Here is a 19,392-nt window from a genome sequence, read left to right as displayed (position 1 = left end):
CGTTCACCATTCACCATTCACCAGTCGCTAAATTGATCATGCCTGAAGCTTTCAAATTCGAACTGGTCTCGCCGGAGCGCCTCTTGGTTTCCGAGCAGGTCGAATCCGTCGTCATTCCGGGCGCCGAAGGCGAGATGACTGTCATGGCGCATCACGCACCCGTCATGACCACGATCAAGCCGGGCGTCGTCACGCTAAAGACCGCGCAAGGCAAGGAAGAGCGCTATGTGGTGTTCGGCGGCTTTGCCGACATCGTTCCGGCCGGCTGCACGCTGCTCGCCGAATCGGCTGTGGCCGTGGGCGACATCGACCGCGCCGACCTTGCCCGCCGCATCCAGGAGGCCAGGGAAGACGCCGCCGACGCCAAGGACGACCAGACCCGCAGCAAGGCCGAGCAGTTCCTCAACCAGCTTACGACGCTTGAAGGTGCGCTGTTGCCGGCTTAACAGGCGCCCCTTGCCTTCTCCCCTTGTGGGAGAAGGTGGATCGGCGCGCAGCGCCGAGACGGTTGAGGGGTGTTGGAAGAACTGAGACGGCGGCGATCCCTGGAGCACCCCTCATCCGACCGAGCTCCGCTCGGCCCCCTTCTCCCACAAGGGGAGAAGGGGGGCTGGTCACACCGTCAGTGCCTCTACTGCGCGCATGACGCCGCGCAGTTCGGCGAGGCCCTTCAGGCGGCCGATGCAGGAATAGCCGGGGTTCACCTTCTTGCCGATGTCATCGACAATGGCATGGCCATGGTCCGGACGCATCGGGATCTGCCAGTCCGCCCTGCCTGCCGCCTTGCGCCGCCGCTCTTCGCCAATCAGCGCCGACACGACCGCCACCATGTCGGTGTCGCCGTCGAGGTGCTCGGCTTCGTGGAAGGAGCCGTCTGGCTCCTTGGTGACATTGCGCAGATGGGCGAAATGGATGTTTTCGGCGAAGGCCTCGGCCATCGTCGGCAGATCGTTCTGCGCGCCCGCGCCGTAGGAGCCGGTGCACAGGGTCAGCCCGTTAGCCGGCGAAGCGACCGCGTCGAGCAGCGCGCGGGCATCATTGGCGTTGGAAACGATGCGCGGCAGGCCGAACAGCGAAAAGGGCGGATCGTCGGGGTGGATCGCCATCCTGACTCCGGCCTCTTCGGCGATCGGCACGATCTCGCGCAGGAAGGCAAACAGGTTTTCGCGCAGGCCTTCGGTGGAGACGTCCTTGTAGAGGTCGAGGGCGCGGCGGAAGCTTGCCCGATCGAAGATGAATTCGCGCGCCGGGACCCAGCCGATCAGGTTGCGCTCCAGCCTTGCCTTGTCGCTGTCGCTCATCCCTTGCAGTCGCGCACGCGCGGCCTCGACGCGGGCCGGTGGGTGATCGGCCTCGGCCCCTTCTCGCTCGAGGATGAAGACGTCATAGGCGCAGAGCTCGACGACATCGAAGCGCAGCGCCGTGCCGCCATGCGGCATGGGATAATCGAGGTCTGTGCGCGTCCAGTCGGTGATCGCCATGAAATTATAGCAGACGGTATTGATCCCGGCGGCGGCGACGGAGCGGACCGACGCCTTGTAATTGTCGATCAGGGTGCGCCAGTTGCCGCTGCGGGTCTTGATGTCCTCGTGCACGACGATGCTCTCGACCACATCCCAGGTCAGGCCTGCTGCCTCGATGTCGGCCTTGCGCCTGGCGATCTCGTCCGCCGGCCAGGCGCGGCCGTCATTGAGGTGATGCAGCGCGCTGACGATGCCGACGGCGCCGGCTTGACGGACATGGGCAAGCGTCACCGGATCGTCCGGCCCGAACCAGCGCCAGGTCTGTCTCATGGCTTCTCACTGCCTATGCCAAGCGCCGCGAAGGCAGCGGCAGGTCCGCCCCGCCGCAGGCGCTCGAGATGGGCTGCCGTCAGATCGATCAGTGTCATGCGGTGGGCATGGTCCTTGGCGAAGCCGGCGAGATCGAATATCGCTGTCACCGTTTCACCAGCCGGTCGGCTGCCGAGCGCCGTAAGCCGAGTGTCGATCGGGTCGGTGAAATGGGCTTCCGGCAAGGTTTTGCCGCGCGCCTCGCAAGCGGCGATCCAGGCCGCCACCACCAGCATCAGATGCGCGGGCGGGTCACCGGCGCCCAGCCGATCGAGGGCCGAGGCGACTATGCGCTGCGGCAGCTTCTGGCTGCCGTCATTGGCGATCTGCGCCGTGCGATGGGCGAGCGCGGTGTTCGAATAGCGTTCGGCGAGCTGGGCCGTGTAGTCGGCCGTATCGAGCCCGGCGTCCTGCGGCAGCGTCGGGATGGCCTCGGCCCATAGTCCGTCGACGAATTGCCGGATCGCCGGATCGGCAAAGGCGCGGTCGACCGTGTCGTAGCCGCTGAGCAGGCCGAGATAGGCGATTGCCGAATGCGAACCGTTGAGCAGCCGCAGCTTCATGTCCTCGAAGGGCCCGACGTCGCCGACCATGGTGACGCCGAACTTTTCCCAGGCCGGCCTGCCTGCCGGGAAATCATCCTCGACCACCCATTGGCAGAACGGCTCGGTCATCACCGGCCAGGCATCCTCGACGCCGAGCTCGACGGCGATACGCGCCCGGTCGGCATCGGTGGTCGCCGGCACGATGCGGTCGACCATGCTCGACGGGAAGGCGACGCCGTCGGCGATGTGTGCGGCGAGCCTGGCATCGCCCGAAGTGGCGAGCCTGGCATCGCGCAGTGCGGCGAATTCGACCAGCAGGCGGTGCAGCGTGGCACCATTGGCCGGAAGGTTGTCGCAGCAGAGCACGGTGAAAGGCTGGATGCCGGCGGCACGGCGGCGCGACAGCGCCTCGGTCAGGAAACCATGCGCCGTCCGTGGCATTTGCGGGTTGGCCAGATCATGGACGATGTCGGGGTGGGTATTGTCGAGGCCGCCGCCGGCTGCCCTCAAATAGGCCTTTTCGGTGATCGTCAGCGTGACGATGCGGGTGCGCGGATCGGTCAGGGCGGCGAGCACCGCAGCCGGATCTTCCGGCGCCACCAGCAGCGACAGGATCGAACCGATGACGCGTAGCTCTTCGCCGATGCTGCTCCTGATCGCCAGCGTATAGAGGCCATCCTGCGGCGCCAGTGCGTCGCGCGTGTCAGGACTGCGCAAGGACACGCCGACAATGCCCCAGTCCGCCTCGCCCGCCGCCAGGCAGTCGTCGACATAGGCCGCCTGGTGGGCGCGATGGAAGGCACCGACGCCGAGATGGACGATGCCCGGTGCGACGCCGCCGCGGGCGTAGCGCGGGACCGCGACCGAAGCCGGCAGTGCCTTCAGCGTGCTGTTGGAAAGGCGTCTACTGATCATTGCGCCACGTGTCTGATCGAGATTGTTGGGTCACTGCTGGCAGGCGGCGTAACACCCGATGCCGTCACGCACAATGGGCAATGGCCGACGAAAAGTCATCATACAACAACCCAGTTTTTGTATGTTGACATTATTTCTTTGCGACCCTACCGATGTCCGGATTGGGAGGATTCACGTGGCCGCATTGACGGATCCGGACTTGCTGTTTGCCGCCGAGGCGCGCCCGCGTTCGCTGGCCCGCGATCTCTATGCCGCGGTCAAAGACCTGCCGATCGTCAGCCCGCACGGCCACACCGATCCGCGCTGGTATGCGCTCAACCAGGCGTTTCCCGATCCGGCGCAGTTGCTGATCGTGCCGGACCACTACATTTTCCGCATGCTGTTCAGCCAGGGCGTTCGGCTTGAGGAGCTTGGGGTGCCGACGCTTGACGGCTCGCCGGTAGAAACCGACGGCAGAACGATCTGGCGGCGCTTCGCCGAGCATTATTACCTGTTCCGGGGTACGCCGACCCGGCTGTGGTTCGACCATGTGCTTGCCCATCTGTTCGGCATCGACGAGCCGCTGACGGCCGCAACCGCCGACCGCCATTACGATATGATCTCGACCTTGCTGCAGTGGGAGAATTTTCGCCCGCGAGCGCTGTTCGAGCGCTTCAATATTGAAGTCATCGCAACGACCGAAGGCGCGCTCGACGATCTCAGATGGCACCAGATGATCCGCGACAGCGGCTGGGAGGGCCGCGTCGTCACCGCCTATCGGCCGGATGCGATCGTCGATCCCGACTTCGAAGGCTTCTCGGCCAATCTCGACCGGCTTGGCGAGATCACCGGCTGCGACACCGGCAATTGGGCCGGCTATCTCGATGCGCATCGCCAGCGGCGCGCCTTCTTCAAGAGCTTTGGCGCGACTTCCTCCGATCACGGCCATCCGACGGCCGAAACCGCCAATCTCTCAGATGCCGCCGCGCAGGAGCTGTTCAACCGCATCCGCCGGGGCTCGGACGACGAGCGCGAGCGAAAGCTGTTCCGCGCCCAGATGCTGACCGAGATGGCCAAGATGAGCCGCGACGACGGGCTGGTCCTGCAGATCCATCCCGGCTCCTGGCGCAATCATTCGCCTTCTATCTTTCACAAGTTCGGCAGGGACAAAGGCTTCGATATTCCGACCCGAACCGACTATGTGACGGCGCTGAAGCCGCTGCTCGACTGCGTCGGGCTGGAGCGCGACCTCACCATCATCCTCTTCACGCTCGACGAGACCAGCTATGCGCGCGAGCTGGCGCCGCTCGCCGGCGTCTACCCGGCATTGAAGCTCGGGCCGGCCTGGTGGTTCCACGACAGCCCCGAAGGCATGCGCCGGTTCCGTGAGATGACCACCGAAACCGCCGGTTTCTACAACACCGTCGGTTTCAACGACGACACCCGCGCCTTTCCATCCATACCGGCCCGCCATGATGTGGCGCGCCGGGTCGATTGCGCTTTTCTGGCGCGTCTCGTCGCCGAGCATCGGCTCGGCGAAGACGAGGCGCACGAGCTGGCGCAGGAACTTGCCTATACGCTCGCGAAAAAGGCGTACCGGCTCTAACGGCGCTTGCCGCCATCGTCCAAACGGGAGGAAACCAATGCTGCATTTTTCAAGACTGGCGGGAGCTACGCTACTTGCCGCCGCACTGCTGGCCGGATCGGCAAGCGCCCAGACGGTCCTGCGCTCGTCCGACACGCACCCGGATGGCTATCCGACGGTCGAGGCGGTCAAATATTTCGGCGAGCTGGTGAAGGAGCGCACGGCCGGCCGCTATGTGGTCGAGATCTATCCTTCCGCGCAACTTGGCGAGGAAAAGGACACGATCGAGCAGGTGCGCACCGGCGTGATCGATCTCAACCGCGTTTCGATGGCGCCGTTCAACGGGCTCATCCCCGAGACCACCGTGCCCTCGCTGCCCTACATCTTCCGTTCGGAAGAGCATATGCACAAGGTCATGGACGGGGCGATCGGCGACCAGATCGCGGCGGCGTTCGACAAGGTCGGGCTGGTGCTGCTCGCCTTTTACGACGGCGGGTCGCGCTCCTTCTACAATTCGAAGAAGCCGATCAACACCGTAGCCGACATGGCCGGGATGAAGTTCCGCGTCATCCAGTCCGACATCTTCGTCGACATGGTGGCGGCACTCGGCGCCAACGCGACGCCGATGCCGTATGGCGAAGTGTATTCGGCGATCGAGACCGGGGTGATCGACGGCGCGGAGAACAATTTTCCGAGCTACGACACCGCCAAGCACGCGGAAGTCGCCAAGTACTATTCGCTTGACGAGCACACGATGGTGCCGGAAGCCTTCGTCATGGCGAAGTCGAGCTGGGACAAGCTGACGCCGGAAGACCAGGCGATCTTCAAGGCGGCCGCCAAGGAGAGCGTCGCCAAGCAGCGCGAGCTGTGGACCGCCAAGGTCAAGGAATCGCGCGCCAAGGTCGAGGCGGCCGGTTCGCAGATCACGACGCCGGACAAGCAGCCCTTTATCGACGCGATGGGGCCGGTCTACGAGAAGCACGTCAAGGACGACAAGCTGAAGGCCATGGTCGAAGCCATCAAGGCCGTGCAGTGATCAAGCGGCGGCGCGGACATTCCGTGCCGCCATCCTCCTGGGGAGAAAACCGGTGACTTCCAGCCCAAGACCAACACCGCTTCTGTCCGGCGTCGCGCAAGTGATGTCGCGCGTCAGCACGGCGGCGCTGTCGATCGCCGGCATCGGGCTGGTGCTGATGACCGCCTTCGTCGCCTGGCAGGTATTCGGCCGTTATGTTCTGAACCGTTCGCCGAGCTGGACCGAGCCGGGCTCGGTGATGCTGATGAGCTGGTTCATTTTCCTCGGCGCTGCCGTCGGCGTGCGCGAGAACTATCACCTCGGCTTTGACGTCCTGCTCTACGTGCTGCCGAAAGGCGGCAAGCGCTGGCTGCGGATGATTTCGGACCTCGTCGCGCTCGCCTTCGGCATCGGCATGATCTGGTACGGCAGTCAGCTGGTCGCATTGACCTGGGGCTCTGTCTTGCCGTCGCTCGGCATATCGGGGGGCTGGGACTACGTCCCGCTTGTGGCGGGAGGCGCGCTCATCGTGCTCTTCACGCTGGAGCGCATTGTGCTTCGCCTCTCCGGCGCGCCGATCGACGATGCCCTCGATGAACTGCCGCCGGCCGAAGTCGCGGCCGAACTCGACACCGCCAACGTGAAGGTCTGACGCCATGGAACTCTGGATACTCTTCGGCGTCTTCACCGTTCTGATGCTTATCGGCACGCCGATCGCTTTCTGCCTCGGCGTCGCCAGCTTTGCCACCGTCCTCTACATGGGCCTGCCGCCGCTCATCGTGTTCCAGCGCCTGAATTCCGGCATGAGCGTCTTTTCGCTGCTGGCCATTCCGTTCTTCATCTACGCCGGCGACTTGATGGTGCGCGGCGGCATCGCCAGCAAGATCGTTGCCTTCGCCGGCTCGCTCGTCGGCCATTTGCGCGGCGGCCTCGGGCAGGTCAACATTGCGACCGCTACACTGTTCGGCGGTATTTCGGGCTCCGCGGTGGCCGAGGCAGCGGCGGTCGGCGGCTTGATGATCCCGCAGATGAAGGCGCGTGGATATGGAGCGGACTACGCCGTCAATGTCACGTCGATGGCGGCCCTGATCGCGCTGCTGCTGCCGCCGTCGCACAACATGATCATCTACTCGATCTCGGCAGGCGGAAAGATCTCGATCGCCGATCTGTTCACGGCCGGCATCATCCCGGGCCTGCTGCTGGCCCTGTCGCTGATGGTCACCGCCTATATCGTGGCGCGCTCCCGCGGCTATCCGACCGAGGCGTTTCCGGGCTTCACTGCGGTCGCGCATCTTTTCGCCGTCGCCGTGCCCGGCCTGCTGCTGATCGCGATCATCTTCGGCGGCGTGCGATCGGGCGTCTTCACCGCCACCGAGAGTTCCTGTATCGCCGTCATCTATGCGCTGCTCGTGACCGTCTTCGTTTACCGGCAGATGACCTGGGAAGGGTTCGTTCATGCCACCCATGGCGCCGTGCGCACCACGGCCATGGTGCTGCTCATCATCGGCATGGCGGCGGCGTTCTCGTGGCTGATGGCCTTCCTGAAAGTGCCGGCAGCGCTCATCGCCTCCATGAATGCGATCTCGGACGATCCGCTGGTCGTGCTTCTGCTGCTCAACCTCTTGATGCTGTTCCTCGGCACGTTCATGGACATGGGGCCGACGATCATCATTTGCACGCCGATCTTCCTGCCCGTGGCGCAGGCCTACGGTGTCGATCCGGTGCATTTCGGCGTCATCATGATCCTCAATTTCGGCATTGGGCTGAACACGCCGCCCGTGGGCGCAGTGCAGTTCGTGGCATGCGCAGTGGGCAAGATATCCGTGTGGGAATCGATGCGCTCGATCTGGCCGTTCTATGGCGCAGGCCTCGTGGTGCTGGCGCTCGTCACTTACATTCCGGCCATTTCGCTATGGCTGCCGAGCGTCTTCAAATAGGAGGTGCGACATGGCATCGGACACTGCCGTCGGGCTCCGCGTCGAACGAAGACCGAAGCTTTCGGAAACCGTCGTCGCGGCGATCCGCAAGCAGCTGCAGGCGGGCGAGATCCAGCCTGGGCAAAAGCTGCCGACCGAGGGCCAGCTGACGGAAACCTTCGGGGTCAGTCGCACCGTGATACGCGAGGCGCTGGCCAAGCTTGCCGCGGACGGCCTGGTCGAGCCGCGCCAAGGCGCCGGCGTTTTCGTCACCGAACATATCTCGACAGCGTTCGGTGCTCTGGCAGCGGAGATGGGCAGCAAGGATTCGATTGCCCTCAACGTGCTCGAAGTCAGGTTGGCGATCGAGATCGAATCCGCCGGGCTCGCCGCCATCCGCCGCAACGCCGCGCAGGAAGCCGCAATCCAGGAAGCCTTCTTCGAGTTCGAACGGCTGCTCCTCAACAGCGAGCCGACTGGACCGGCAGACCTTGCCTTCCACCGCGCAATCGCCAGCGCCACCAACAATCCGTTCTATGTCGAGATGCTCGACGTGCTCGGCCGGCGCGCTATTCCTTGCGATGTGACCTCGCCCTGGTCGACCGAGTTCGCACAGTCCGACGCCTACCAGCGCGGCCTGCAGCGCGAACACCTGATGATCCTCAACGCCATCTCGGCAAGCGATGCCGAAGCGGCGCGGGAGGCGATGCGCGCGCATCTCGGTGCCAGCCAGCAGCGCTATCGCGAGCGCCTGCACGCGCGCCAGATTTTTTATGCCGACTCGGTCAAGGCCGCGGCAACTGAATAAGCAATTGAGGCAGCCCCATGGGACAGCAATGAATCACACTGACAATCATACGGATTTCACCTCCCGCTTCGCCATCGATCCTGTTTCTGCCGCAGCCATGGGAACGGACGAGCTGCGACACAATTTCCTGATCGAGGACTTGTTCCAGCCCGGCCGCATCAGCCTGACCTACACCCATTACGACCGCATGATCGTCGGCGGCGCCATGCCCACCGGTACACCGCTGCCGCTGCAGGCGATCAAGCCGACCGGGACCAAGAATTTTCTCGACCGCCGTGAGATGATCATCGTCAACATCGCCGGTGCAGGCGTCGTGAAAGCCGGCGGCCAATCGTACGAGCTGCAGGCACGCGACATGCTCTATCTCGGCATGGGCACCGATGAGGTATCGTTTGCTGCGACCGATCCGGCAGCGCCGGCTAAATTCTACCTGCTCAGCGCGCCGGCGCATCAGGGCCATCCCAACCGGCTGATCCGCATCGGCGATGCCAAGCGGCTCGATCTCGGCAGCCAGGCAACCTCCAACGAGCGCTCGATCTTCCAGTTCATTCATGCCGGCGGCGTAAAGACCTGTCAGCTTGTCGTCGGCATGACCCAGCTTGCCCCCGGTTCGGTCTGGAACACCATGCCATGCCATGTGCATGACCGGCGCATGGAGGCCTATCTCTATTTCGACTTGCCGGTGACGGCGCGGGTGTTCCATTTCATGGGCGAGCCGGACGAAACGCGCCATCTCGTCATGCGCAACGAGGAGGCGGTGCTGTCGCCGGGATGGTCGATCCATTCGGGCGCCGGCACCTCGAACTACGCCTTCATCTGGGCGATGGCCGGCGACAATGTCGACTATACCGATGTCGACCTGGTGGCGATGGAGGAGCTCAAGTGAGCGATCTCTCTGCGTTCAGCCTTGCCGGCAAGCGCATCCTCGTCACCGGCGCCAATACCGGTATCGGCCAGGGCATCGCCGTGTCGACCGCGCGTGCCGGCGGCGCGGTGGTCGGCGTCGGCCGGTCGGCGATGGACGAGACGGCGGAGAAGATTGAAGCGGCCGGCGGACGCTTCGAGGCGGTCCGCTGCGACCTTGGCGACGATGCCGCCGCCCAGGCGATGCTTGACCGCGTCTGGGACGACACCGGGCCGCTCGACGGCCTGGTCAACAATGCGGGCATCATCCGGCGTGCCGATGCGGTCGACCTCACCGAAGCCGACTGGGATGACGTCATCGGCGTCAATCTGAAGACGGTGTTCTTCCTCAGCCAGCGCTTTGCCAGGCACGTGCTTGCCGAGCCTGGGCGGCGTGGCAAGATCGTCAACATCGCTTCGGTGCTGAGCTTTCAGGGCGGCATTCGCGTCGCCTCCTACACCGCCTCCAAACACGGCGTGCTCGGCATTACCCGGCTGCTGGCATGCGAATGGGCGGCAAAGGGCATCAACGTCAACGGCATTGCGCCTGGCTATATCGAGACCAACAACACCGAGGCGCTGCGGGCCGATCCCGACCGCAGCGCCTCGATCCTGGCGCGCATCCCGGCCGGGCGCTGGGGCGCGCCGGAAGACATCGGCGACGCAGCCGTCTTCCTGCTGGCGCCGGCGTCGAACTATATGCACGGCGCGGTGATGCCGGTGGACGGCGGCTGGCTGGCACGATGAACAACAAAAGGTGAGAGTTTGGCGATGACCGGAACCAAAATCTTCTCGCATGCCGGCGAGGCTGCATGGACGCCGACGCCGGATGGCAACCGCAGGCGCGTGCTCCTGCACACCGATGAACTGATGATGGTCGAGTTTGCCTTCGACAAGGGCGGCGTCGGCGCGCTGCACTCGCACCCGCACGTCCAGGCGAGCTATGTCGCCGAAGGCCGCTTCGAAGTCACCATCGACGGCAGGACCGAAATCCTAGAGACCGGAAGCAGCTTCATCGTCCCGTCCAACCTTGTCCATGGCGTCAAGGCGCTGGAGGCGGGACGACTAGTCGACAGCTTTACGCCGCACCGCGCCGATTTCCTAGGCAGTGAACCATAAAACACGAACGGCTGAGATGAGGTGGAAAGCGGCGTACTGGCGAACCCGCTTCTTGGCCGTTTCGAATCAAATCTAGGGGCTCTGAGCAGTGGTTTTAACAGGACTAGCCTAAAAACTCGGGATAGCTCAGCCAAAAACGAGGTGTGATTTGTGCAATTGGGCAGCCCGCGTTCTAGTAATATTGGCGGTTACAACAGGAGCAGTTGGGGCATCCGGCGAACCGAAAGATGGCCCGCCCGACACTTGGACGGTCAAGGGTGAGTGCAAGCATCTTATCGTCCGAAACGAAAAACTGACTTCCAACTGCACCGGTGAAGTCACGCGGACCAAGTTCTCAGATGGAACGATCACTTTCAGCTTTTCGGACGGAAGGAACTGGTTGATTTTCCGTACGAAAGAGGCATCAGCCCGGCTTCGGCAAAACTATCAGACTATCCTTGCTGTTGACGGTGTTGCTTTCGGTGCAATCGGAAGCGAACCCGGTTTTATCGCCAAAGTAGCTGGGGCATCGTGCAGCTATGGCGCACCATATCTCGGGCAGGCAGACGTGAATTGCACAGCGCTTGTCAACTTCCAGATGTGGGCCGTCACTATCGAAACGGACGGGCATCTTCCCGTGCCGGACAGCGAATACATTCCGCCGACGCTATCCGCACCATAATTGACAGCCCGCGCCGACAGTGACCGAGGACGTTGAGAGTTGAGAAAATGCTTAGTTGATGGACATCATTTGCGTTTCATTGAATTGACGGCAATGAGGTCGTCTGCCCGGACTGGCTGCTTTCACATCGCGCCGGACTCTGATTCAGGGCTCAGCATGAGCCGATATGACCTGACAGACTTTGAATGGCGGTGATCGAGCCGCTGCTACCCAACAAGCCAAGAGGTGTGCCGCGTGTTGATGATCGACGCGTGCTGAACGGCATCTTCTGGGTGCTGCGATCTGGTGCGCCATGGCGCGATCTGCCCGAGCGCTACGGGCCTCGCACCACTGGCTACAACCGCTTCGTTCGATGGCGGAAAGCAGGTGTCTGGGATCGGCTGATGGACGCCATTACCGAGGCCCATGACGGCACGGTGCAGATGATCGACACCTCTATTGTTCGCGTCCATCAGCAGGGTGCGACGGCAAAAAGGGGAATCGAGATCATTGTCTCGGTCGTTCCCGAGGCGGGCTGACGACCAAAATCCATGCTCTTGTCGACGCCGAAGGCAGGCCGATCAAGCTGACGGTCACGGCAGGTCAAATGAGTGACATCGCCTACGCAGCGGACTTGATCAAGGATTTGCCCGAGGGTGCCATGCTGCTCGCCGACAAGGGCTATGATGCCAACGCCTTGCGCAATGCCGTCAAAAGGCATGGGCCAACATCCCGCCCAAGGCCAACCGCAAGGACCCGATGTGCTTCAGCCCCTTCCTCTACAAGGCCCGCAACCTCGTCGAGCGCTTCTTCAACCAGGCCAAGCAGTTCCGACGGATCGCGACACGCTGCGACAAGCTGGCAGAAAACTACCTTGCCGCCGTTAAACTCGTCGCTATCCGCATCTGGCTGCGCAGTCTACGGCCTCGACTGAGCTGCGGGCCCGAAGATCAGGCAGCCGGTTCTCAGAACGAAAAAACCCGCGCCTCCGGAGAGACGCGGGCGTGTTGCCTGGGCGCTTGTGGCGCCGCGGTACTCAAAACATCACCGCAGAACCTGAACCTGCCGAATGATGGTGAAGATAGGATTAACCGCTCCGAGGCGGTGCGATATTCACAGCCAAGGCGAATAGGGGCTGGAACGACGGTCTGATATCGGCCAATGAGAGAGAAGTTCGCCTCAGGCGGTACCGCGGACAGGACCAGAGGGGTCGATAAATGTTCGAATCTGCTGTCCAGGCAATCACCTGGCGATTCGCCGGGGAATTTCGGCAGGTCGTATCCCCGAAAGTTCTGTAATGCAGGTAGCAGCGAGCATCCCGACAGAGGATTCCAAGCGGCGCGTCCTGAAGGATGTATTCGGCTTCGATGACTTTCGTCTCGGCCAGGCGGCCGTGATGGAGGCGCTGCTGGCCGGGCATCATGTGCTGGCTGTCATGCCGACCGGCGCCGGCAAATCGCTCTGCTTCCAGGTCCCGGCGCTGGTGCTGGGCGGGCTCACCATTGTCGTTTCGCCGCTGGTGGCCCTGATGCAGGATCAGGTCGCCGCATTGCGCCTTGCCGGCGTGGCGGCCGATACGATCAATTCCTCGCTCGACCGCGATGCCAATGTCGCTGCATGGCGCCGTGTCGCGGCAGGCCAGACGCGCCTGCTCTATCTTGCACCGGAGCGGCTAATGACGGTGCGAATGCTCGAGGCGTTGACCAAGCTCGATGTCCGGCTGATCGCCATCGACGAGGCACATTGCATCTCGCAATGGGGACCGGCGTTCCGGCGCGAATACGAAGAATTGTCGAGACTACGTGATATCTTCCCGAAAGTGCCGATCATTGCGTTGACGGCGACGGCGGACGAGACGACGCGCACCGACATTGCCGCGCAACTGTTCGACGGGCGCGTCGATACCGTGGTGCTCGGCTTCGACCGGCCGAACATCAAGCTAGGCATTGAGCCCAAGCAGGACAGCAAGCGCCAATTACTAAACTTCGTGCAGCGCCATGCGGGCCGCAGCGGGATCGTCTATTGCCTGTCACGCAAAAAGACCGAAGAGATGGCGGCGTTCCTCGAGCGGAACGGCGTACGCGCGCTCGCCTATCACGCCGGCATGAGCAAGGACGCGCGTGAAGCGAATCAAAACGCTTTCATGACCTTGTCCGGCGTGGTGATGGTGGCGACCATCGCCTTCGGCATGGGGATCGACAAGCCGGACGTCGCCTATGTCTTCCACACCGACCTGCCGGGCAGCTTGGAGGCCTATTATCAGGAAATCGGGCGCGCGGGCCGCGACGGGCGGGCGGCCGAGGCACATATGCTGTTCGGTCTCGGCGATATCCGCATGCGCCGGCTTTTCATCGAAGACGAGGATGCACCGGCTGAGCACAAAAGGCGCGCGCATGGCCGGCTCGAAACGCTGATCGGTTATTGCGAGACGACGCAGTGCCGCCGTCAGATCCTGCTTGGCTATTTCGGCGAAAGTGCTTCGCCTTGCGGCAATTGCGACAACTGCCTCGACCAGGCGCCGCATGCGGATGGTGAGGCGGAGGCACGGCTCATCCTGGCGGCGATCGCACAGACCGGCGAGCGCTTCGGCGTTGCCCATGTCGTCGATGTCCTGCTCGGCCATGAGACCGAGAAGGTCCTGGCCAGGAACCACCACAGGCTTGCCGGCTTCGGCACCGGTGTGGCGCATAAAAAAAGTTTCTTGCTGTCGCTGCTCCGCCAACTCGTCGCGGGAGGGTTCCTGACATTGGACTCAGCCGGCCATGGCGGCCTCGCCATTGCCGAGAAGGGCCGTGCGCTGGCCCGGGGCGAGGCCTTGTTCCGGTATCGCGTGGACGCGCGCCAGTCATCGCGAGGCAAGATACGTCCTGAGGATACCGCAGCAGGCACGGAAGGTCTGGATTCGGCGCTGCTGGCCGCGCTCAAGGCTGTGCGGCTGCGTCTTGCCCGGGAACGCCAGGTGCCGGCCTTCGTGATCTTTTCGGATCGTACGCTGATCGATATGGCCGAACGCTGCCCGCGTGATCTGGACGCCTTCGCCGCGGTCAACGGCGTCGGCGCCGCCAAGCTCAAGGATTTCGGCGAGATATTCCTCGGCGCGATCGCTGCGCATCAATCCGGGGTGGCGGGCTGAAGACCCACTTCAGTGACGCAATCAGCACCGGCTTCGTCTCGCCGCCGCAATCGCAGCCTCCTGCTGCCGCAAGCGCTCGATCTTCGCACTCTGGCGGGCAGCCACGGTCGAGGCGACACGCTGCCCTCCCAACAGCCAGCCCGGAATGTTGGTGTGGACGACTTTGCCACGAGCGATGGCTGTCGCCGACATTTCGTCGGCGACAGCGCCCATCGCCACGTTGAGCTCGACGCAACTCATCTTGTCGTATTTCGCAGCATCAAAGGATGCCGGCAAAGGCGATGCGCAACTTCCGACAAACATGAGGCTGCATATCAGAGGCGCGGCCGTGGAGATCGCCTTCATTCCCTTATCAAGCACATTGATGCCGGATGGGCGCATTTCCGGAGGTTCTCGATCTCAGGCCGTGAAGCGCTCCCGAGGTTCCGAGTAACTGAAGCATGTGACCTCTACAATACCCTGTGCTGACCGACCTGTTTGTCTTCAAAGAATTCCGAGAGAGCCGCTGCCGTCTTGTCGGGGTGCTCTTCCGGGAAAAAGTGCCCGCCTTGGACAGCGCGTCCTGCCACTTTGTCGGCCCATTTCCTCCAGATGGCCAGCGGCCCGCCTTCTTGCGCATACCAGTTCTCCAGGGCGCCTTCGCCACTCCATAGCGCCAGTAGCGGACAGTCGATGCGACGACCGTTTGCGCGGTCCAACGCGTCATGTTCACGATCGATCGTCGCAGCGGCGCGATACTCTTCGCAGATGGCATGAATATGCGCGGGATCGCGAAGCGCATCAACATAGGCGTCCCTGACCTCTTTGGAGACCATTTTCGCTGACGATCCCCACTGCGTTATTGCATCGTCGACGACAGCATCGGGAGCCGCGCCGATCAGACGCTCCGGCAGGGGCTCCGGCTGGGCAAGAAGGCTCCAGGGCCAGAAGCCAAGCGCCAGTCTGGCATCCGCCCGATCCCATGTTGCGGCGGTGGGGATGATGTCGAGGACGGCGATTTTGAGCACGTTGTCGGGATGGTCCAGCGCCAGGCGATAGGCAACCCGCCCGCCACGATCATGCCCGGCAACCATGAACCGCTCAAACCCCACTTGCTTCATGGCCTGAACCATGTCGCCGGCCATGGCGCGCTTGGCGTATGGGCTATGATCGGCCGAGGAAACCGGACATCCGCTTTGGCCATAGCCTCGAAGGTCGGCGGCGACGACCGTGAAGCGGGGCGCCAAGGCTGCGGCGATATCCCTCCACATCAGATGCGTTTCTGGAAAACCGTGAAGAAGCAGCAGCGGCGGACCGGTGCCTCCGACCCTTGCGAAAATCGTCGTATCGTCCAGTCGTAGGCTGGTGGCTCTGAAACCTGCAAACACCGTCAGCCTCCTCCGCGCTCTTAGGAAAGCTCCGTAAGGGCGCTAACGGCCGCCTGGGGCGAAAACCCCGGCCGCGATGGCCAGGGTTCAAGCCGGCCAGTTGCTAGAATCGAAACCAGACCCAGACGCGCCTGCGGAAGCACCGCCTGCGCCGATAGCCGTTTCGCCAGTAAACGCGACAGACCCTTCTCCAGGCGCGCCGGCGGCGCCGGCGCGGCATGTGCCACCGGCGATGATAGACTGGTTGCAACTCTGCTTGAGTTTCGTCGTCGTCGAAGGTCTCGACATCCGGCGCCTCGAGTTCATCGAGAATGCCCCTTCTGGCAGTTGGAACGCCGGCCACCGCATTGATTGGCCGAACCGTGCTTGCAAGGGCCGCGGCCCCGGCAATGCCAAACATTCCTGTCAAAAATAGTCGCCGATCCATGGAAACCTCCCAGTCTTCAACCAGCGATAGAACAAGCTAACGATGGGGAGATAGCGCAGTCGGTGCAGACGCCTAGTGCCGCACGGCTATTAGCGGTGGTCCGGTCGGCCGGAGGGTGTTGCCTCGTCCTCGAAGTGGGATGGCTACCTCGATCGACAAACACCCGGAGCTTTTTGAATTGATGGCGGGCCGAAAACAATGAAGATCGAATGAGGTCTACGCCATAGCCACGCAATTCACGCTACTCGCGGTGCAAGGAGGCTTGACTGCCATCCTACCAGAAGGTAGGTAAAAGCATGAGCAACTTGTCTACCACCTCTGACGACATCCTGGCTTGTGCACGTTCACTGATCGTGGCTGGCGGCTACAACGGTTTCAGTTATGCCGACATTGCTGAAGTGGTCGGGATCCGTAAGGCGAGCATTCATCACCATTTCCCAAGCAAGGTCGATCTGGTTCGGACGCTGGTTGCGCGGTATCGCGAAGAAACTGAAGCGGGGATGGCAAATGTCGAACTTCACGAATCCGATCCGCTCGAACAGTTGCGGATCTATGCCGGGTATTGGGAAGCCTGCATCGCGAACGCCAGCGCCCCGTTTTGTATCTGCGCGCTGTTGGCAAGCGAGCTCCCCGTGCTGCCCGAGGAAGTTGGCCTTGAGGTCCGGGCGCATTTCCGCTCGCTGTCGGCTTGGCTGACATCGGTGATGGAGCGCGGTGCGCGGCACGGCCAATTTCGACTGATGAGTACCCCTCGTGCCGAGGCTGAAGCGTTCATGGCGACCGTTCACGGCGCGATGCTTTCAGCCCGGGCCTATGGCGATCCGAAGATATTCGCCGTCGTGACTGGCCCGCTCCTGGAGCGGTTCCGCACTTCCCCCCGGATACGAGCCTAGATCTCAACTAACCATAATAGCAATCACTCCGCGACGTTCGTCGAGGGCCCCTACCTACTAGTCGAAAGGACAATCCAATGACGGTTCACAGTGGCGATCTCTCCCGCGCCAGCCAGGAACAATGGCTCAAGCTCTATTACTTCGCTCGGACGACGTTCTCGGCTGTCTGGGTGGCGGCTGCCTTTACGGTGGGACAGCATTCCGGGGTGGTCGCGGCGGTTTTGCTCGTGGCTTATCCTGCATGGGATGCCTGGCCAATTTTGTCGACGCATCGCGCAGCGGAGGATTGGGACAGAATCGCACCCAGGCCATTAACGTCGTGGTCAGTGTGGCGACAACGTTCGCGGTCGTTGTTGCGCAGAAGATGAGCATGAACTGGGTGCTGGGCGTGTTCGGCCTATGGGCGATCCTGTCCGGCCTGCTTCAACTCGGTACCGCTGTCCGCCGTTGGAAGAGCTCTGGTGCGCAGTGGGCGATGGTCCTGAGCGGAGGGCAGTCAGCACTGGCAGGCACGTTTTTCATCGCACAGGCGCGGATGCCGATGCCGCCATCGATCACCAACGTGGCCGGCTATGCCGCAGTAGGCGCCCTCTACTTCCTGGTTTCGGCGGTGTGGCTGAGCGTGAGCCAATTGCGGCGGAAAGCTGCATAGGCCCGCGATCTTAAGCCATTGCCGGCGCGATGAGAGATGCTGTTACCTATGGGTCCGGAATGGACACATTCCGAGTGGCGGAGAGGGAGGGATTCGAACCCCCGATGGGCTTGCACCCATGCCGCATTTCGAGTGCGGTGCATTCGACCACTCTGCCACCTCTCCGCGGTCATGGTCCGCCGTTGCCGGCGCGGCGCACTAGATAACGGCTGGACAGGCAGGTTACAAGGGCCAATCTGCCCCGGCGCCGCAGCTTCTGTCCGTGCTTCTTCGAGGCTCCGGTGGTCACTGCTCGATATTTGCAAGGTCCGGGCTCAACCCATTCGCAGCTTGCCCGCGGCGCTTGCCTTGACTCAAGCCGAACCTTCGGTTAGGGACAGCGCGCAATCGGCGTGGAGGGATCTTCCGCGCCGCTTGTTTTTTGAACCCGCAGACTGACAAAAAGACGGCCGAACCGCCTGTGGCGGTTCATCAAGGCCGACCGAACAGCGAAAGGCAAAAAATGTTCGCAGTCATCAAAACGGGCGGCAAGCAGTATCGCGTTGCCGCCAACGATCTCCTGAAGATCGAAAAACTCGAAGCCAATGTCGGCGACATCGTCGAGATCGGTAGTGTGCTCGCGCATGGCGAGGGCGAAAACGTCACGTTCGGTGCGCCGTTCGTGGATGGTGCGATGGTCACCGCCGAAGTCGTCGAGCAAGGCAAGAACCGCACCGTCATCGCCTTCAAGAAGCGCCGTCGGCAGAATTCGCGCCGCAAGATCGGCCATCGCCAGCTTTTGACCACCGTCAGGATCGCCGAAATCCTGCTGGGTGGCGCCAAGCCGGCGAAGAAGGCCGCCGCCAAGACCGAAGCCAAGGCCGAGGTCGCCGCCAAGACCGAGGCGAAGGCTGAAGCCGCGCCGAAGGCAGCAGCGAAGGCAGAGGCTGCGCCGAAGAAGGAAGCCAAAGCCGAGACGACCGAGGACAAGGCTGCCGAAGCCGCCGCGCCGTTGTTCAAGGCGCCGAAAGGCGAGCCGGACGACCTGACCGTGATCAAGGGCATCGGCCCGGTCGCCGCCGGCCAGCTCAACGAACAGGGCATCACCACCTTTGCCCAGATCGCCAAGCTGTCCGACAAGGACGTCGCCAAGATCGACGAGCACATGCCGTTCAGCGCCGACCAGATCAAGGACTGGCGTGAGCAGGCCAAGGAATTGGCGAAGAAGTAGAACGAACCGACGCAATCGTCGCCGGATCGGACTTGAAACGGAACGCGAACGCGTTCATAAGATCGTTTAGGCGCCTCGCGGCGCATCGGAGTAGTTAGATGGCACACAAGAAAGCTGGCGGATCGTCGCGCAATGGTCGCGACTCCCATTCCAAGCGGCTCGGCGTGAAGAAGTTCGGCGGCGAAGCCGTGATTCCGGGCAACATCATCATTCGTCAGCGTGGCACGACGTGGCATCCCGGCACCAATGTCGGCATTGGCACGGACCACACGCTGTTTGCGCTCGAAGCTGGCGCAGTCACCTTCAACAAAAAAGCCAATGGCCGAACCTACGTATCGGTGAACCCGATGACGAAGGCAGCGGAGTAGCCGGTTCCGCACGAGAACACCGGCACCCATCTCGGGACCGGTGTCTGGCCAAGCCAGGAAATGGATCAGGGGAGATGGGTTTCCA

General features: G+C 62.7%; 18 protein-coding genes, 1 tRNA gene and 2 pseudogenes. 16 read left to right on the top strand and 5 right to left on the bottom strand.

All coding sequences use genetic code 11. From position 1 onward, the window contains the following. The first annotated feature begins 38 nt into the window (after window positions 1-38). Window positions 39-446 (top strand): F0F1 ATP synthase subunit epsilon, encoded by a 408-nt coding sequence (locus NKH67_RS02205; protein WP_023678096.1) that lies wholly within the window; start codon window positions 39-41, stop codon window positions 444-446. Between the two features lie 168 nt (window positions 447-614). Here the strand turns inward: NKH67_RS02205 and uxuA are convergent, their stop codons facing one another. Beyond that, complete coding sequence (uxuA, locus tag NKH67_RS02200; RefSeq protein ID WP_352471277.1) at window positions 615-1,793, bottom strand: mannonate dehydratase; 1,179 nt, start codon at window positions 1,791-1,793, stop codon at window positions 615-617. Further along, complete coding sequence (locus NKH67_RS02195; RefSeq protein ID WP_352471276.1) at window positions 1,790-3,292, bottom strand: mannitol dehydrogenase family protein; 1,503 nt, start codon at window positions 3,290-3,292, stop codon at window positions 1,790-1,792. The genes uxuA and NKH67_RS02195 overlap by 4 nt, the downstream gene beginning before the upstream one ends. A 175-nt stretch (window positions 3,293-3,467) precedes the next feature. On the opposite strand from NKH67_RS02195, the gene uxaC reads away from it, so the two are divergent. The 11 genes and pseudogenes from uxaC (at window position 3,468) to recQ (ending at window position 14,390) form a co-directional block, all read left to right on the top strand. Continuing rightward, window positions 3,468-4,877: a glucuronate isomerase gene (gene uxaC, locus NKH67_RS02190; RefSeq protein ID WP_352500792.1), complete on the top strand. Its 1,410-nt coding sequence runs from the start codon at window positions 3,468-3,470 to the stop codon at window positions 4,875-4,877. A 37-nt stretch (window positions 4,878-4,914) separates the two neighbouring features. Further along, entirely contained in the window at window positions 4,915-5,892 is a 978-nt protein-coding gene (locus NKH67_RS02185) for a TRAP transporter substrate-binding protein (protein WP_352471273.1), read from the top strand. A 103-nt stretch (window positions 5,893-5,995) separates the two neighbouring features. After that, the gene (locus tag NKH67_RS02180) at window positions 5,996-6,523 is read left to right on the top strand and encodes a TRAP transporter small permease (RefSeq protein WP_023719697.1); all 528 of its coding nucleotides are present in this window, start codon (window positions 5,996-5,998) and stop codon (window positions 6,521-6,523) included. A 4-nt stretch (window positions 6,524-6,527) separates the two neighbouring features. Further along, on the top strand, window positions 6,528-7,808 hold the full coding sequence (locus NKH67_RS02175; protein WP_352471272.1) for a TRAP transporter large permease: 1,281 nt from the start codon (window positions 6,528-6,530) through the stop codon (window positions 7,806-7,808). 10 nt (window positions 7,809-7,818) lie between these two features. Further along, the gene (locus NKH67_RS02170; RefSeq protein ID WP_352471271.1) at window positions 7,819-8,595 is read left to right on the top strand and encodes a FadR/GntR family transcriptional regulator; all 777 of its coding nucleotides are present in this window, start codon (window positions 7,819-7,821) and stop codon (window positions 8,593-8,595) included. A 28-nt stretch (window positions 8,596-8,623) separates the two neighbouring features. Beyond that, complete coding sequence (kduI, locus tag NKH67_RS02165; RefSeq protein ID WP_352471270.1) at window positions 8,624-9,481, top strand: 5-dehydro-4-deoxy-D-glucuronate isomerase; 858 nt, start codon at window positions 8,624-8,626, stop codon at window positions 9,479-9,481. Continuing rightward, entirely contained in the window at window positions 9,478-10,245 is a 768-nt protein-coding gene (kduD, locus tag NKH67_RS02160) for a 2-dehydro-3-deoxy-D-gluconate 5-dehydrogenase KduD (protein WP_352471269.1), read from the top strand. Before kduI ends, kduD begins: the two co-directional genes overlap by 4 nt. A 24-nt stretch (window positions 10,246-10,269) precedes the next feature. Further along, window positions 10,270-10,617 carry a cupin domain-containing protein gene (locus NKH67_RS02155; protein ID WP_352471268.1) on the top strand — a complete coding sequence of 116 codons (348 nt, stop codon included), beginning with the start codon at window positions 10,270-10,272 and terminating at the stop codon, window positions 10,615-10,617. A gap of 181 nt (window positions 10,618-10,798) precedes the next feature. Then, a complete protein-coding gene (locus NKH67_RS02150) occupies window positions 10,799-11,278 on the top strand; it encodes a hypothetical protein (protein ID WP_352471267.1) in 480 nt (159 codons plus the stop codon). A gap of 156 nt (window positions 11,279-11,434) precedes the next feature. Continuing rightward, window positions 11,435-12,169, top strand: a pseudogene (locus tag NKH67_RS02145) (IS5 family transposase); the annotation flags it as partial. Window positions 12,170-12,554: 385 nt separating this feature from the next. Further along, a complete protein-coding gene (gene recQ / locus NKH67_RS02140) occupies window positions 12,555-14,390 on the top strand; it encodes a DNA helicase RecQ (protein ID WP_352471265.1) in 1,836 nt (611 codons plus the stop codon). Window positions 14,391-14,411: 21 nt separating this feature from the next. Here the strand turns inward: recQ and NKH67_RS02135 are convergent, their stop codons facing one another. Together NKH67_RS02135 and NKH67_RS02130 are read right to left on the bottom strand one after the other, a co-directional pair. After that, window positions 14,412-14,666, bottom strand: coding sequence for a hypothetical protein (locus NKH67_RS02135; RefSeq protein WP_352500791.1), 255 nt, complete (start codon window positions 14,664-14,666; stop codon window positions 14,412-14,414). Between the two features lie 173 nt (window positions 14,667-14,839). Next, complete coding sequence (locus NKH67_RS02130; RefSeq protein WP_352471264.1) at window positions 14,840-15,757, bottom strand: alpha/beta fold hydrolase; 918 nt, start codon at window positions 15,755-15,757, stop codon at window positions 14,840-14,842. A gap of 723 nt (window positions 15,758-16,480) precedes the next feature. On the opposite strand from NKH67_RS02130, the gene NKH67_RS02125 reads away from it, so the two are divergent. Together NKH67_RS02125 and NKH67_RS02120 are read left to right on the top strand one after the other, a co-directional pair. Continuing rightward, complete coding sequence (locus NKH67_RS02125; protein WP_352471263.1) at window positions 16,481-17,077, top strand: TetR/AcrR family transcriptional regulator; 597 nt, start codon at window positions 16,481-16,483, stop codon at window positions 17,075-17,077. A gap of 77 nt (window positions 17,078-17,154) precedes the next feature. Then, window positions 17,155-17,729: pseudogene (locus NKH67_RS02120) on the top strand (DUF308 domain-containing protein). Window positions 17,730-17,804: 75 nt separating this feature from the next. On the opposite strand, the gene NKH67_RS02115 reads toward NKH67_RS02120, so the two are convergent. Next, window positions 17,805-17,894 (bottom strand) — tRNA-Ser (locus NKH67_RS02115). A gap of 337 nt (window positions 17,895-18,231) precedes the next feature. Between NKH67_RS02115 and NKH67_RS02110 the strand changes: the two genes are divergently transcribed. Both NKH67_RS02110 and rpmA read left to right on the top strand, forming a co-directional pair. Next, window positions 18,232-18,939 carry a 50S ribosomal protein L21 gene (locus NKH67_RS02110; RefSeq protein ID WP_352471261.1) on the top strand — a complete coding sequence of 236 codons (708 nt, stop codon included), beginning with the start codon at window positions 18,232-18,234 and terminating at the stop codon, window positions 18,937-18,939. A 98-nt stretch (window positions 18,940-19,037) separates the two neighbouring features. Beyond that, window positions 19,038-19,307 (top strand): 50S ribosomal protein L27, encoded by a 270-nt coding sequence (gene rpmA / locus NKH67_RS02105; RefSeq protein ID WP_023678077.1) that lies wholly within the window; start codon window positions 19,038-19,040, stop codon window positions 19,305-19,307. The last annotated feature ends 85 nt before the right edge of the window (window positions 19,308-19,392 follow it).

This window comes from Mesorhizobium sp. M0968 (assembly GCF_040319065.1).
Classification (GTDB): Bacteria; Pseudomonadota; Alphaproteobacteria; order Rhizobiales; family Rhizobiaceae; genus Mesorhizobium.
Note: the sequence above shows the minus strand (reverse complement) of the source record. Positions and strands in the feature narration are given on the sequence as shown.